At 72.7% G+C, this 14,945-nt stretch carries 10 protein-coding genes; 4 read left to right on the forward strand and 6 right to left on the reverse strand.

Annotated elements, in window-relative coordinates:
- Positions 1-4: 4 nt before the first annotated feature.
- Positions 5-2,116, reverse strand: a complete 2,112-nt coding sequence (locus ACZ53K_RS17150) for an N-6 DNA methylase (RefSeq protein WP_468836766.1) — start codon at positions 2,114-2,116, stop codon at positions 5-7.
- Positions 2,117-2,370: 254 nt separating this feature from the next.
- Between ACZ53K_RS17150 and ACZ53K_RS17155 the strand changes: the two genes are divergently transcribed.
- Positions 2,371-3,141 carry a DUF4190 domain-containing protein gene (locus ACZ53K_RS17155; RefSeq protein ID WP_468836768.1) on the forward strand — a complete coding sequence of 257 codons (771 nt, stop codon included), beginning with the start codon at positions 2,371-2,373 and terminating at the stop codon, positions 3,139-3,141.
- Positions 3,142-3,284: 143 nt separating this feature from the next.
- On the opposite strand, the gene ACZ53K_RS17160 is transcribed toward ACZ53K_RS17155, so the two are convergent.
- Positions 3,285-4,079 carry an HNH endonuclease family protein gene (locus ACZ53K_RS17160; RefSeq protein WP_468836770.1) on the reverse strand — a complete coding sequence of 265 codons (795 nt, stop codon included), beginning with the start codon at positions 4,077-4,079 and terminating at the stop codon, positions 3,285-3,287.
- 80 nt (positions 4,080-4,159) lie between these two features.
- Between ACZ53K_RS17160 and ACZ53K_RS17165 the strand changes: the two genes are divergently transcribed.
- Both ACZ53K_RS17165 and cpt read left to right on the forward strand, forming a co-directional pair.
- On the forward strand, positions 4,160-5,623 hold the full coding sequence (locus tag ACZ53K_RS17165; protein WP_468836772.1) for a DUF2079 domain-containing protein: 1,464 nt from the start codon (positions 4,160-4,162) through the stop codon (positions 5,621-5,623).
- A gap of 17 nt (positions 5,624-5,640) precedes the next feature.
- Entirely contained in the window at positions 5,641-6,210 is a 570-nt protein-coding gene (gene cpt, locus ACZ53K_RS17170; protein ID WP_468836774.1) for a chloramphenicol phosphotransferase CPT, read from the forward strand.
- 27 nt (positions 6,211-6,237) lie between these two features.
- Here the strand turns inward: cpt and ACZ53K_RS17175 are convergent, their stop codons facing one another.
- Complete coding sequence (locus tag ACZ53K_RS17175; RefSeq protein ID WP_468836776.1) at positions 6,238-6,750, reverse strand: hypothetical protein; 513 nt, start codon at positions 6,748-6,750, stop codon at positions 6,238-6,240.
- 142 nt (positions 6,751-6,892) lie between these two features.
- Positions 6,893-10,432 carry a transcription-repair coupling factor gene (gene mfd, locus ACZ53K_RS17180; RefSeq protein ID WP_468836778.1) on the reverse strand — a complete coding sequence of 1,180 codons (3,540 nt, stop codon included), beginning with the start codon at positions 10,430-10,432 and terminating at the stop codon, positions 6,893-6,895.
- A gap of 347 nt (positions 10,433-10,779) precedes the next feature.
- On the opposite strand from mfd, the gene ACZ53K_RS17185 reads away from it, so the two are divergent.
- Positions 10,780-12,378 (forward strand): MFS transporter, encoded by a 1,599-nt coding sequence (locus tag ACZ53K_RS17185; RefSeq protein ID WP_468837053.1) that lies wholly within the window; start codon positions 10,780-10,782, stop codon positions 12,376-12,378.
- 109 nt (positions 12,379-12,487) lie between these two features.
- Here the strand turns inward: ACZ53K_RS17185 and ACZ53K_RS17190 are convergent, their stop codons facing one another.
- Both ACZ53K_RS17190 and ACZ53K_RS17195 read right to left on the reverse strand, forming a co-directional pair.
- A complete protein-coding gene (locus ACZ53K_RS17190) occupies positions 12,488-13,762 on the reverse strand; it encodes a cellulose-binding protein (RefSeq protein ID WP_468836780.1) in 1,275 nt (424 codons plus the stop codon).
- Positions 13,763-13,871: 109 nt separating this feature from the next.
- The gene (locus ACZ53K_RS17195; protein ID WP_468836782.1) at positions 13,872-14,942 is read right to left on the reverse strand and encodes an LCP family protein; all 1,071 of its coding nucleotides are present in this window, start codon (positions 14,940-14,942) and stop codon (positions 13,872-13,874) included.
- Positions 14,943-14,945: the final 3 nt, after the last annotated feature.

Raw genomic sequence — 14,945 nt, forward strand, 5'->3', positions numbered from 1 at the left:
GAAATCAGCCGGGCGTCACCGAACCGTCCGTCAGGCCGTCGTGGAGCCCCTGGACGAGCTGCTCGCCCAGCCGGGCGGCGAGCCGCAGGTTCTCCTCGAAGGCGGCCAGTTCGCGAAAGCGCCGTCCGTAGCGGAGCTGGTCGGCCAGCGGCAGCCGCGGGAGCTGGAGGCGGCGGACGTCCAGGCGGGTGGCGGTGGACGCGTAGCTGCTGGCCTGCCGGGTGTTGGCGGTGCCGCGCAGGAATCCGGCGAGGAACCACGGGTCCAGCGCGGCCGGGTCGGGCCGCAGGAGGAAGAGGTTGCGGCCGAGAGCCGCGCCCGCCGTGGCCGCGTCGATGACGCGGGCGACGGCGCCGCCGCCCAGGACGGGTACGACGACGTCCCCGGCCGCCACGAGCACGGGCTCCTCGGCGGGCCCGGCGCTCTCGGGCAGTGCGCCGCTGGGCGCCGTACCGCCGATGACGTCGTGCTCGGTGAGGACGGCGGGCGCGGTGTCCGCGGTCGCGGTGCCGGGGCCGCCGGCGCGCAGCACGAGGGCGCCGGCGCGGGCGAGTTCACCGATGGTGGTCAGCGGCCAGCGGGCGGGCGCGGCGTCGGGGCCGCCCGCCGTGTCCGGGGTCAGTTCGGCCGTACGGGACAGGGTGGTAACCAGCCGTTCGCGGACGCCGGCCAGTTCGGCGAGGCCGCCGGCGGCCGACGGGGGCGGCAGGTGGCGGGCCGGGGCGAGGTCCACATCGTCACCGAGCAGGTCGATGGCGGCCAGCGAGCGCCGTACGCCGGGCTGTTCCGCGACCCCGCCGTCCCGGTCGAACGCTTCCCAGGCCTCCAGCGCGGTGGTCCGCACGGCCTGCCAGTCCGGCTTGTCCCGGCCGGGGGCGCCGCCCGCGGTGAGGGAGGCGGTGTCGACGACGAGGAGGTGCGGCGAGAGCGGGGCGGCGGCGCCCGGCCGGCGCAGCACCCACAGGTGCAGCGGGATGCCGTACGGCGGTGCCGCCCCGGCGGGCAGGGCGATGACGGCGCGCAGGGCACCGCGGCGCAGCAGGTCGGCGCGGATGCGGCGGCCGGAGCGGCGGGAGGCGGCGGCGGGCGGCATCAGCAGGATGGCGGTGCCGCCCTCCCGCAGCCGGGCCAGCGCGTGCTGCACCCACGCCAGTTCGGATTCCGTACGGGCCGGGAAGCCGTACTCCCAGCGCGGGTCGTAGGCCAGTTCGTCGTGGCCCCAGTTGCGTTCGTTGAACGGCGGGTGGGCGAGGACGGCGTCGGCGGCGAGCTGCGGGAAGGCGTCGGCGCGCAGGGTGTCGGCGGCGTGTACGCGCACCTGTGCGCCGGGGGCGTGCAGGGCCAGGCGCAGCGCGGTGAGCGCGGCCAGGTCCGGGTCGGCCTCCTGCCCGTACAGCTCCTCGGCGTCCCCGGCGGCGTCGAGGAGGCTGCCGGTGCCGCTCGCCGGGTCCAGGACGGTACGGGCCGGACCGGCCAGCGCGGCCATCAGCCCGGCCGGGCCGGGCGGGGTGAGGGTGTACTGCCGGGGGTTGGCGTCCAGGTGACGGCCCAGCAGGAACTCGAAGGCCGGTACGGCGCCGTCCTCGCCGGCGGCGAGTTCCGCGGTGGCCCGCACCAGGGCGGCGGACGGCAGGAGCGCGTCGCGGGTCAGGCCGTGTACGGGGTGGTGGCGGCCCAGGTGGGCGGCGAGCACCGATTCGAGGATGGCGGGCAGCATCCCGGCCAGTTCGGTGTCGTCGGCGGCCTCGTTCAGCTGCCGCCAGGCGGAGGGCCGGTCGCGGACGAACAGCAGGACGGCGCCGGCGTGCCGCAGGGCGGTGGCGGCGCCGGCCGGGTGCGAGACGAGCTGCTGCCAGACCCGTTCGCGCAGCGGCACCTCGGCGAGTTTGCCCTGCGCGCGCAGCCACTGCTCGACGTCTGCGAGGGCGAAGGTGGGGCTGGTCTCCGTGCCGCCGACCGGCTTGGGGAAACCGGCGTGCCGGCGGCGCCAGTTGCTGACGGCGGCCCGGCCGACACCGGCCAGCCGGGCGATGCCGGCGGCGGTGACCTCCGTCGCATGGCCGGCCGCGGCGCCGTCGGCCGGCCCTTTCTCCGTCGCTGCTGCTCTCTCCGGCACCTGGCTGGCTCCCGTCCGATCGCCCCTCACCTGCGTGTGTCGCCGAGCATACCCAGGGATGTCGCATCACCCCCTTCACGGCGTGAATTCCTTTGAAGGATGTATACCTGTTGACTCGGTTCACAGCTGATGTTGTTATTGACCCACCGCACTACCGGTTCACACGGCGGAGCCGGTTCACTCCGGCGCGCGGTGCGCCGCCGCGCGCCGAACCGCCGCACTCCCGATCCACGCCCGGAAGGGGCCGTATCTCCATGTCGCACCAGATGCACCACCCGCAGGCCCCGCAGGGCATGGCACCGCAGCAGGCACGCAACGGACTGGGCATCGCCGCCCTCGTCCTCGGCATCATCGGCACGCTCAGCGGTCTGATCCCGCTGCTCTTCTGGCTGGCCGGCATCCTCGGCCTGCTGGCCCTGATCTTCGGCCTGGTGGGGCTCGGCAGGGCCAGGCGCGGGCAGGCCACCAACAAGGGCGTGGCCGTCACCGGCACGGTCTTCGGTGTCCTCGCGCTGATCGCGTCGGTGGTCGGCCTGGTGATCACGGTGTCCGTGGTCGACAGCGCGGTGAAGGAGGTCAACAAGTCGCTGCAGGACGCGGAGGCCAAGCCCAAGGACGGCGGCGGCACGTCCGCGAAGGACTACAAGGGCGGCGCCACCGCCGTCTACGGCACCGGCCTGAACGTGACCGTCTCCAAGCCGAGCCCCTACACCGCCGAGGAGGCCTCCGCGGGCCACGAGCAGGGCAACAAGTCCTACAAGGTCACCGTGCGCCTGGAGAACAAGGGCAGCAAGGACGTGGCCGCGGACCTGGTGCTCGTCGAGGCGCGGGCCGGCAAGGACGGCAAGACCGCCGAGCGGATCTACGACAGCAAGGTCGGCACCGGCTTCAGCGGCACCCTGACGGCCGGCAAGAACGCCACCGCCGACTTCGCCTTCGACGTGCCGCCCGGCGCGAAGACCCTGGACGTGGAGGTCCAGCCGGGCTTCGACCACAAGGCCACCCACTGGCAGCTCGGCCTCTGACGGCCCGACACCACCCGGCACCCCGAGTGGGGCCCCCACACACCGACAGGCCGCCGGCCCGGAACCGCACTACGCGGAACCGGGCCGGCGGCCTGTCTTGGAGCCTGTGTCACCACCCCGGCCGCTTCGCCGCGAAACCCCGGCTACTTCGCGGCGAACCGTTCCGGCGCCTCCGTCGGGCCGCCCCCCGACGGCAGCTTCAGCTTCGGGCACCCGCCGAGCACCTCGCCCATCGCGTCCTTCTCGGCCTGCGTCACCCACAGCCCGTACTTCTTCTTCACGGCCACCTGGTGCGCCACGTAGTCACAGCGGTACGCCTTGTTGGCCGGCAGCCACGTCGCCGCGTCCCCGTCCCCCTTCTGCCGGTTGGCGGAGGAGTCGGCGGCGATCAGGTTCAGCGGGTCGTTGGCGAGCGCGACCCGCTTGCGCCCCGGCCACTGCTGCGCGCCCTTCTGCCACGCGTCCGACAGTGCCACGAGGTGGTCTATGTCCACCTTGCTGCGCCCGCGCTCGTACTGGACCGCCTGGCCGGTGTACGGGTCCTTCGTCAGCGTCCCGGAGGCGACCTTGCAGTGCCCGTCGGTGAACCGCACCGACGTCAGGTCCCGCTTGAGGATGTCGTCGCGCGTTCCGCAGTGGTTGCCGTCCGTGTCGGCCCAGGCCGTGCCGAAGCGGTCGCGGGCGTATCCGGTCTTGGGGGCGCGGCCCTTGACGGTGAGCGTCCCGACGGCGTGCAGCGCGGTGCCGGCGGTGGCCGGAACGTTCGGCGCCGCGCCACCGTCTTCTTCCGTACCGCCGCCCCTGCCGCCGGGTGTGCAGCCGGTGAGGGCGAGCAGCGCGGCCAGGCCGGCCGCGGCGACGGTGCCGCCGCGGCGGGTGCCGGGAAGGGTCCTGACGCGGGGCGATGACGCGGTCCGTATCCGGAGCAAGAGGGACATCCCATCTCAAAACAGGTGAACAATACCGGCCGGTTCAACGGCCTCGGATATCTTTTCGGAAGTTGAGAGTAAGGACGCCCATGGACACGGCCGCAGCAACCGCGACCAGCGGCAGGACGTCGCCCGTGCCCGTCACCGGGGACGACCGCGCCCCGGCCCCCGGCCGCCTCCGCACCCGGACCGCCGACCTGCTCGGCCCGCGTCTGCTCCCCTACTGGACCGCCGCGGCCTTCTTCGTCCTCTTCGCCACGATCTCCGTGCTGCGCTTCCGCTCGATGTCGACGTCCTCCTGGGACCTCGGCATATTCGAGCAGGCCGTACGGGCCTACGCGCATCTACGGGCCCCCGTCGCCGACCTCAAGGGCCCGGGCACCAACATCCTCGGCGACCACTTCAGCCCCGTACTGGTCCTGCTCGCCCCGCTCTACCGCGTCTTCCCCACCGCCCTGACCCTCCTGTTCGCCCAGGCCTTCCTCTTCGCGATCTCCGCCGTACCGGTGACCCGGACCGCCGTCCGGTTCCTGGGACAGGGCCGGGGCCTGGCCGTCGGCGTCGCGTACGGACTGTCCTGGGGACTGCAGAAGGCCGTCGACTTCGACTTCCACGAGATCGCCTTCGCCGTACCGCTGATCGCCTTCGCACTCGAAGCGCTACTGCGCGGGCGCTGGACCGCGGCCGTGTGCTGGGCGGCGCCGCTCGTCCTGGTCAAGGAGGATTTGGGGGTGACCGCCGCCGTCATCGGCGCGCTGGTCCTGGTGCGCGCACGGCGCGCCGTGCCGCTCGCCGTCGGGCTGGTCGTCTTCGGCCTCGCCGCCACCGCCATCACCCTCGGCGTGATCATCCCCGGCTTCAACGGCTCCGGCTCGTACGACTACTGGAACAAACTCAGCGGCGACGGCGGCCCGGCCCCCCGCATCCCGCTGGACACCGCCGTACGCACCGTGCTCTGGCTCCTGCTGCCCACCACCGGCCTGCTCGCGCTGCGCTCCCCCCTGCTGCTGGCCGCACTGCCCACCCTCGGCTGGCGGTTCGTCTCCCACGAGCCGCACTACTGGGGCATCGACTGGCACTACAACGCCGTCCTGATGCCGGTGGTCTTCCTGGCCCTGGCCGACGCCCTGCCGCGGACGCTGGTCTCCACGCGCTCCTGGCTCCGCGCCTACGCCCACCACCTGCCCGCCGCCGTCCTGGCCGCCGCGCTGGCCCTGACCACCACGCTGCCGCTCGCCCGCCTCACCGAGGCCGGCACCTACCGCAAACCGCCGTCCGCGACGGCCGCCGAACGCCTGCTGGAACGTATCCCCAACGGCGCCACGGTCGAGGCCGACATAAAACCCATCTCCCGGCTGACCGACCGCACCCGGGTCTTCTGGATAGGGGACACCCAGGGCATCGACCCTGATTACGTCGCCGTGGAACTGCACGACGGCGGCAAGCCCGAACAGGCCCTGGACGACACACGCAAACGCCACCCCAAGGCCGTGTACGGCCTCGTCGGCGCCGCCGGCGACGTGGCGGTAATGCAGCGGACAGGCCGGCTCTGACTCCGTACGGTGGCCCGATGACCACCGGCCCGTTCCGCACCCGCACCGACGTCGTCATCCTGAACGGCGGCTCCAGCTCCGGCACTTCCACCGTGATCCGGCAACTCCAGGACATCCTGCCCCGGCCCTGGCTGACGTTCGGAGTCGACTCCTTCATCGAGTCCCTGCCGCCGTCGCTCGTCATACCGGAGGCGTCCGAGACCGCACCGGGCCTCGGCCTCGCCCCCGACGGCAGCATCACCGTCGGCCCGGTCTTCCGCGCCCTCCAGACCGACTGGCAGGAAGGCGTCGCCGCCGTGGCCCGCACGGGCACCGGCGTCCTCCTGGACGAGGTCTTCCTCGGCGGTGCCGAGGGCCAGGAACGCTGGCGCCGCACGCTGAAGGGCCTGTCGGTGCTGTGGGTCGGCGTGCGCTGCGCCCCGGAGACGGCCGCCGCCCGCGAGGCCGCGCGCGGCGACCGGGTCACCGGCATGGCCGAGTCACAGGCCGAACTGGTCCACCGGGGCGTCAGTTACGACATCGAGGTCGACACCACCGACACCGACCCCCTCACCTGCGCACGGCAGATCGCCGCACACGTCGCCTGAACCGCCGCCCCCGCCGCCCGCACCCACTCACTGCCAGTGCGGACGCCCGCTCTGCATCTCGCAGGTCAGCGTCGCGCCGTGGGAGTCCTTCGTGGTCTGGCCGAGGTGGGCCTTCTTGCAGAACTGGCCGCGGCGGTAGTGGTTGCCGGACGGCGCGAGGAGCACGCCGCCGGAGGCGTCACCACCGGAACCGCCGGAGCCGGAACCGGAACCGGAACCGGAACCGCCGGACGACGAGCCGCCGGAACCGGAGTCCGAGCCCCCGCCGGTCCGGTGCGTCTTACGCGTCGGCGCGGGCGGTTCGGCAGCCTCGGGCGTGGGTGTGGGCGCGGCGGACGACGGCGTGGCGCTGGGGCTCGGGCTCTCGGTCGGCGACGCGGACGGCGAAGGCGTGGCGGAGGCCGAGGCGGAAGCCGTCGCGGACGGGCTCGCCGCACCGCCCTTGTCCGCACCCCCGTCCGGCGTGCAGCCGGAGAGGGCGACCAGGGCCGCGGTCATCAGGGCGGCAGCGGACAGGGCGGCGCGGCGGGGTCTTAGCACGGTGGGAACATCCAGTTCTCGATGGCCGGGAGACCTCGTGAGACCCACGAGGCAGCCCGACCATAGAGCGATATCTCCCTCCGGTCACCGGCAAGGTGCCTGAATAGGGCAGAAGACGGCACAAACGCCGTTACGCCAGGTCCTACGACCCCAGAATCGACGTCAGGAACTCCCCCACCCACGCCAGCAGGTCCCGTCCGACCAGCGGCTTGCCGCCGATCTTGCCCGTTGATGGGCGGGGTACCAGGATCTGGCGGGTGGCGGGCTTGAGGACCGTACGCGGATACAGGCGCTTGAGGCGCAGCTCCTGCGACTCGCGCAACTCCACCGGGCCGAAGCGGACGTTGGAGCCCTGGAGGGTGATGTCCGAGACGCCGCAGGAGCGGGCCAGCATCCGCAGGCCGGCGACCAGGAGGAGGTTTTCGACCGGTTCGGGGAGCTTGCCGTAGCGGTCGGTCAGCTCCTCGCGGACGGCCGTGATGTCCTCCTCCGAGGACGCCGCGGCGATCGCCCGGTACGCCTGGAGGCGCAGTCGCTCGCCGGGGGCGTAGTCGTGCGGGACGTGCGCGTCCACCGGCAGTTCGATCTTGACCTCCAGTGGCGGCTCCTCCTCCACGCCGCCCTCCAGGGACGCCCGGTAATCGGCGACGGCCTCGCCGACCATGCGGACGTAGAGGTCGAAGCCGACGCCGGCGATGTGCCCGGACTGCTCACCGCCGAGGAGGTTGCCCGCACCGCGGATCTCCAGGTCCTTCATCGCGACGTACATGCCCGCCCCCATCTCCGTGTGCTGGGCGATGGTGGCGAGGCGTTCGTGCGCGGTCTCCGTCAGGGGCTTCTCGGGCGGGTAGAGGAAGTACGCGTAACCGCGCTCGCGGCCACGGCCGACCCGGCCGCGCAGCTGGTGCAGCTGGGACAGGCCGAAGTTGTCGCCGCGCTCGACGATGAGGGTGTTGGCGTTGGAGATGTCGATACCGGACTCGACGATGGTCGTGGAGACCAGCACGTCGAACTTCTTCTCCCAGAAGTCGACCACGACCTGTTCGAGCTGCGCCTCGCCCATCTGGCCGTGCGCGGTCTGGATGCGGGCCTCCGGCACGATCTCGCGCAGCCGGGCCGCGGCCCGGTCGATGGACTCGACCCGGTTGTGGATGTAGAAGACCTGCCCCTCGCGCAGCAGTTCACGCCGGACGGCGGCGCCGATCTGCTTCTGCTCGTACGGCCCGACGAACGTCAGGACCGGGTGCCGCTCCTCCGGCGGGGTGGTGATCGTCGACATCTCGCGGATGCCGGTCACCGCCATTTCGAGCGTACGGGGAATGGGCGTGGCGGACATCGTGAGCACGTCCACGTTGGCGCGCAGCTTCTTCAGCTGCTCCTTGTGCTCGACGCCGAAGCGCTGCTCCTCGTCGACGATGACCAGGCCCAGGTCCTTGAACTTGGTCTCGGAGGAGAACAGCCGGTGGGTGCCGATGACCAGGTCGACCGAGCCGTCCTTGAGGCCTTCGAGGGTGGCCTTGGCCTCGGTGTCCGTCTGGAAGCGGCTGAGCGCCTTGACGACGACCGGGAACTGGCCGTACCGCTCGGAGAACGTACCGAAGTGCTGCTGCACCAGCAGCGTCGTCGGCACCAGCACCGCGACCTGCTTGCCGTCCTGGATGGCCTTGAACGCCGCGCGCACCGCGATCTCGGTCTTGCCGTAACCGACGTCGCCGCAGATCAGCCGGTCCATCGGGACGGACTTCTGCATGTCCTCCTTGACCTCGGCGATCGTCGTGAGCTGGTCCGGCGTCTCCGCGTACGGGAAGGCGTCCTCCAGCTCGCGCTGCCAGGGGGTGTCCGGGCCGAAGGTGTGGCCGGGCGCCGCCATCCGCGCCGAGTACAGCTTGATCAGGTCGGCGGCGATCTCCTTGACGGCCTTCTTGGCGCGCGCCTTGGTCTTCGTCCAGTCGGCGCCGCCGAGGCGGTGCAGCGTCGGCGCCTCGCCGCCGACGTACTTGGTGACCTGCTCCAGCTGGTCGGTGGGGATGTACAGGCGGTCGCCGGGCTGGCCGCGCTTGGCCGGCGCGTACTCCACCAGCAGATACTCGCGGGTGGCGCCCTGGACCGTGCGCTGCACCATCTCGATGTAGCGGCCCACGCCGTGCTGCTCGTGGACGATGAAGTCGCCCGCCTGGAGGGTCAGCGGGTCGATGGTCTTACGGCGGCGGGCCGGCATCCGGCCCAGTTCCTTGCTCGCCGACTTCTGGCCGGTCAGGTCCGTCTCGGTCAGCACCGCCAGCTTCAGGCCCGGGTCGATGAACCCGTTGTCGAGACACCCGCACGAGACGTGCACGACCGACGGCGACAGTTCGCCCAGCTCCGGATCCAGGCGGGCCGCGATGCCCTCGTCGCCCAGCACCTCGACCGTACGGGCGGCCGGGCCGTGCCCCTCGGTGATGAACACCGACCGCCAGCCGTCCGCGATCCAGCGCTTGGTGTCGGCCAGCGCCCGCTGGGTGTCGCCGCGGTACGTCTCCGGGGCGTGCATGCCCAGCTTGAGGGTGTCCTCGTCCAGCTCCTCGTCGGCGGCGAACGGGCTCACCGTCCACCACATCATGCCCAGCTCGCGCGCCCGGTCCCGGACGTCCGCGATGCCCCAGAGGGAGGCCGCGCCGACATCGATGGGGGCCTTCCCACCACCAGCACTGGCCGCCCACGACGCCTGGAGGAACTCCTGCGAGGTGGCCACCAGGTCCGCCGCGCGCGTACGCACCCGCTCCGGGTCGCACACCACCGTCATGCTGCCCTCCGGCAGCACGTCCAGCAGCAGCTCCATGTCGTCGACCAGCACCGGAGCCAGCGACTCCATGCCCTCGACGGCGATCCCCTCGGCGATCTTGCCCAGCAGTTCGCCCAGCTCCGGGTGCTGCTCCGCGAGGTCCGCGGCGCGCGCCCGCACCTGGGCGGTCAGCAGCAGCTCACGGCACGGCGGCGCCCACAGACCGTGCTCCGCCACCTCCAGGGACCGCTGGTCGGCGACCTTGAAGTAACGGATCTCCTCGACGTCGTCGCCCCAGAACTCGATCCGCAGCGGGTGTTCCTCGGTCGGCGGGAACACGTCCAGGATGCCGCCGCGCACCGCGAACTCGCCGCGCTTCTCGACCAGTTCGACCCGCGCGTACGCGGCCGCCGCCAGCCCGTCCACGATCTCTTCCAGGTCCGCCGTCTGCCCCGTGCGCAGCGCCACAGGATCCAGCTCGCCCAGGCCCTTGACCTGCGGCTGGAGCACGGAACGCACCGGCGCTACGACCACCGAGACGGGCCCGGCGGTGGCGTCGTCCGGGCTGGGATGGGCCAGACGGCGCAGCACGGCCAGCCGCCGGCCGACCGTGTCCGAACGCGGCGAGAGCCGTTCGTGCGGCAGCGTCTCCCAGGACGGGTACTCCACCACCGCGTTCTCCTCGCCGGCCGGCATCAGCGAGCGCAGCGCCGCGGCCAGGTCCTCGGCCTCCCGGCCGGTGGCGGTCACCGCCAGGACCGTACGGGAGCTGCGGCGCGCGAGGGCGGCGATGGCGAACGGACGGGCGGCGGGCGGGCCAACCAGGTCCACATGGGGACGGTTGCCGTCGGCGGCGGCCCGCACGGCTTCGGCGAGCGCCGGGTCCCGGACGACGGCGTCGAGCAGACCAGTCAGGCTCATGAGTATGGCTTTTCCGTCCCGGTGAGGCGAACAACGCGAGCAGCCCGGCACGTGCGACGGGCCGGGTTTCAACAAGAGTACGACTCCCTGCTGACACCCGCGTTCCACTCGCCCCAGCAACCGGGGTCACCCGGGCGCGAAGCCCCGTTCCGGTCACGGCGCCCCCATGGAAGGGTGTTGCGTACACGCAAAAGCCGAGGGGGCAGTACGTGAGCCGGAACAGCACGAGCGGGCACGACACGAGCGGGTGCGATGCGAGCGGCCGGGCGGGAGGAAAGGCGGAGGCCGGGCCGGGCGCGGCGGTGACGCGTCCCCCCGCCAGGCGTGGCCGCGTCGTGGCCGCCCTGATGCTCTGTATGGCGCTCGCCGCCCTCGACGCCACCATCATCGCCACCGCCGTCCCGCAGATCGTCGGTGACCTCGGCGGCTTCGCCGTCTTCTCCTGGCTGTTCTCGGGCTATCTGCTCGCCGTCACCGTCACGCTGCCCGTCTACGGCAAGCTCTCCGACACCTTCGGCCGCAAGCCCGTCCTCGTCACCGGCGTGATCATCTTCCTCGCCGGGTCACTGCTGTGCGCGGCCGCCTGGAACATGGCCTCTCTCATCGCCTTCCGCGTCCTCCAAGGACTCGGCGGCGGCGCCCTCCAAGGCACCATCCAGACCGTCGCCGCCGACCTCTACCCGATGAAGGAACGCCCCAAGATCCAGGCCAGGCTGTCCACCGTCTGGGCCACCTCCTCCGTCGCCGGGCCCGCCCTCGGCGGCCTGCTCGCCGCGTACGCCGACTGGCGCTGGATCTTCCTGGTCAACCTGCCGGTGGGCGCCCTCGCCCTCTGGCTCGTCATACGGCACTTCCACGAAGCGCTGCCCGCCCGCGAGCGCACCCGGCGCCCCCGCGTCGACTGGCCGGGCGCGCTCGCGATCTTCGCCTGCGGCGGGCTGCTGCTGACCGCCCTCGTCCAAGGCGGCGTCGCCTGGCCCTGGCTCTCCGTCCCCTCACTGCTGTTCTTCGCGGGCAGCGCGCTCTGCGGCGCCGCCACCGTCCTGATCGAACGCCGCGCCGCCGAACCGATCATCCCGGGCTGGGTCTGGCGCCGCCGTACGATCTCGGCCGTCAACCTCGCACTCGGCGCCGTCGGCCTGCTCATGGTCGCGCCGACCGTCTTCCTGCCCACCTACGCCCAGGCCGTCCTGGGCCTCGGCCCGATCGCCGCCGGCTTCGTGCTCTCCGCCATGACCCTGAGCTGGCCGGTGTCCGCCGCCCTGAGCAGCCATGTCTACAACCGCGTCGGCATCCGCACCTGCGCCATGACCGGCATCGGCGCCGCCGCACTGGTGCTGCTCGCCTTTCCGCTGCTCCCCTACCCCGGCGCCGCCTGGCAGCCCGCGCTGGTCATGTTCGCGCTCGGCGCCGCCCTCGGGATCTTCCAGCTGCCGCTGATCATCGGCGTGCAGTCGTCGGTCGGCTTCGAGGAGCGCGGCACCGCGACCGCCTCGATCCTCTTCTGCCGCCAGGTCGGCCAGAGCGTCGGCGCCGCCCTCTTCGGCGCCGTCGCCAACGCCACCCTCAACGGCCGCCTGGCCACCGCACCCGCCGACATCCGGCCGGGCCTGCCCGGCGGCCTGGACTCCGTCTCGCACGCCCTGGCCAGCCCCGGCGCCCTCACCGACCGCGCCGCCGACTATCTGCGGCGCGCCGTGGACGCCACCGTCGAACACGTCTACATCGGCGCCGCGGCCGCCGCCGGCCTCGCCTTCCTGCTCCTGCTGCTCCTCGCGCCGCGCCGCTTCCCGGTCCACGGGGACCCGGAGGGCGGGCCGGGCGGGGAGCCTGGGGAGGAGAGCGGAGAGGAGAACGGGGCGGGGACCACGAAGGGGCCGGGTACGGCCGTCAAGGGCCCTGCCGCCGGGCCGCCTGCCGCCGGGCCCTCCCGCGGCAACGCCTGACGGTTACGGTGCCTGGCGGCCACGGCACCTGACGGTCAGGGCGCCCGCCGGGGAAAGGGCGGCCGCCGCTCGGCGCCCGCCGCCTTCCCCGCCGGGTTCGCGGCCCGTATCACTGCTGTTTCCCGTGCAGCCGGGGCAGCTCCGTCTCCAGCGTGTCCTCGTTGTCGGGGTCCACCGGCGCCCGCGTATCGGCCGGCGCCCCGGCAGCACCCGTATCCGGACCGGCCCCCGCGGCACCCCGGCTCTCATCGGCCTCATCAGCCACAGGAGTGGCAGGAGTGACAGGAGACACAGGACCCTCTACAGCGGCCTCCGCAGCCACAGCAGTCTCCCGGACCCCGGCACCCGCCAGGCCCTCCTCGACGTCCTCCTCCACATCCCCCGCCACGCCATCGGCCTTCTCCAGCAGCACCGTGCCGCCGTCCACACTCGTCGTGGCCCCCGCGGCCCCGGCCTCCCCGGCGCCCTCGGCCGCCGCGCCGTCCGCCGGCTCGTCCCCGTCCTCGTCCGGGGCCTTGCCGGTCAGCGCGGCCAGGGTGTTGCGGACGTGCGTCATGTGCTCACGCACCTTCTCGCGCCGTTCCGTGTGCTCCCGCAGTATCCGGTCGGTGGCCCGCTCGATCCGTTCGACCTCGACCCCGGCCTGCGCCAGCAGGTCGGCGGCACGCGCCTCGGCGTCCTCGTCGCGGTGCCGCGCCGCCTCCTCGGCCTCCGCCAGGAGGCGCTCCGCCTCGGCCACCTTGGCGCGGCCCAGCTCCTCCAGCTCCGCCACCCGCAGTTCGAGGTCGGCCTCCTGCGCGGCGAGGTCGCGGCCGGCCGCCTCCCACTCCTCGGTGTGCTCCTGCTCCTGCTCCCGCAGCAGCTCCGCGGTGCGCCGCTCCATCTCGTGCAGCGCGTCCTGGGCGGCGGCCCGCCACTGCCCGGCGTCCTTGGCGGCCGCGGACTCGATGCCGTCCGCCTCGGCCCAGGCCGTCTCGACCGTGCGGCGCGCCCGGTCCTCGGTCTCGTCCCGCAGCTCCTGCGCCGCCCGGTCGGCGGCCTCCTGGACCTGCCGCGCGTACGCCTCGGCCTCCTCGCGCGCCCGCTCGGCCGCCTCCTCGGCTTCCTTCCGCAGCCGCGCCGCCTCGGCCTCCGCCGTCGTCAGGATCAGCCGTGCCTGGTCGCCCAGCGACTCGTACGTCTGCGGCGGCAGCTGCCGGACGTACTCCTGCAGCTCGGCCAGCTCGGCCGTCATCTCGTTGGCGAGGACCGTCAGCCGCGCGGCGCGCTCCCAGCAGGAGTCGCGGTCGACCGAGAGCCCTTCGACCCGGCGGTCGACGTCCTCGGGACGGTAGCCACGTCCTCGTACGATCTCGAACCCATGAGGCGAAACCGATGCACTCATCCCTCAAGCCCCTCTCCGATGTGCGGCGCGATTCCGCGCACATCTTTCTGGATCGATTCGAAGCGACCGTTACGCGACACTCCGCCCCTTTCCATCGTCCAAGGATGCGTCAATTGTTGCCAGAAGTCGGAATCGGGACATCTTCGCGGAGAGCCTGGAAGAGCCGCCGCGCTCCCTGCCCGTCCCACTCCACCACATCACCGAGACCGCCCAGGTTCACCCCGGGGTTCGCCACCGGAACGGTGGTCGCCGCACCCGCCCCGTCCGCGATCTTCTTCATCGACCAGCCCAGGCGCACCAGGTCCGGCACGCCCGCCTCCCGGTCCACGGTCAGCGCCGACAGGGCCGCGTCCAGCGCCGGGACCAGCGCGAACGGGTTGAGCAGCACACCGGCCCCGAGCATCTTGTCGCCGAGCGCGCCGATCAGCTGCCGTTGCCGCCTGACCCGGCCCAGGTCGCCTTCCGGGTCCGTATAACGCGCCCGTACGTACGCAAGTGCCCGCACTCCGTCCATCTCCTGGCAACCCGCCCGGAAGTCGGCACCCGACTTCTCATCCTTGAGCGGTTTGTCCAGGCACATCCGTACCCCGCCGAGCGCGTCCACCACCTTCACGAAGCCGAGGAAATCCACCTCGGCGTAGCGTTCGATCCGCAGGCCCGTCGCCTGCTCCACGGTACGGGTCAGCAGCTTCGGTCCGCCCTCGGCGAACGCCACGTTCACCTTGTTCCGGCCGTGCCCGGGCACCGCCACGTAGCTGTCCCGCGGCAGACTCACCAGATACGGACCGCTGTCACCCCGGTGCAACACCATGATCGTGTCGGTGTTCAGCCCCTGGTCGTTGCCGACGTGCAGCCGCTCGCGCTGCTCCGGCGTCAGACTCTCGCGACTGTCCGAACCGACCAGCAGCCAGTTCGTGCCCTTGCCCGGCGACGGCCTGCCCTCGTACTCCGCGACGGCGTCGGTACGGCGCACCTGGCCGCCCGCCCAGACGTACAGCGCCACCCCGCCCGCCACCGCCAGCACCACCAGAACCAGCAGCACCAGCGCGATCCGCTTCGGCCAGGACACCCGGCGCCGCCCGCCCGGCCGGCGGCCCCAGCGGCCCCCACGCCCGGACCGGTACAGCGTCGACGTGCCCTGCGGCGACGGAGACTGCGACGACCACGACGGCTGACCCATATA

The organism is Streptomyces sp. NPDC033221, from assembly GCF_055577005.1.